General features: G+C 53.7%; 1 protein-coding gene. It reads left to right on the top strand.

Features of this window, described 5'->3' with window-relative positions:
* Positions 1-203: IS1 family transposase (locus tag EBL84_RS16835; protein WP_255420166.1), on the top strand; the 203-nt coding region annotated here is incomplete at both ends.

Genomic DNA, 203 nt, shown 5'->3' with positions numbered 1-203 from the left:
ATGCGCGGATCATCCCGGCACACCGACATTATCCCAGTGCGAAGTCACAAGGGGAAACCAACCACATCGAACGGTTCAACGGTACACTCCGGCAGCGTATCTCCCGCTTGGTGAGAAAGTCGCTTGCGTTCTCGAAGAACCAGGAAAACCATCTGGGTGCACTCTGGAACTTCATTCATCACTACAACGCTACGATGTGCGTG

The sequence above is a fragment of the Marichromatium sp. AB31 genome, assembly GCF_003718685.1.
Classification (GTDB): Bacteria; Pseudomonadota; Gammaproteobacteria; order Chromatiales; family Chromatiaceae; genus Marichromatium; species Marichromatium gracile.
This window is presented reverse-complemented; position numbering and strand designations above follow the sequence as displayed.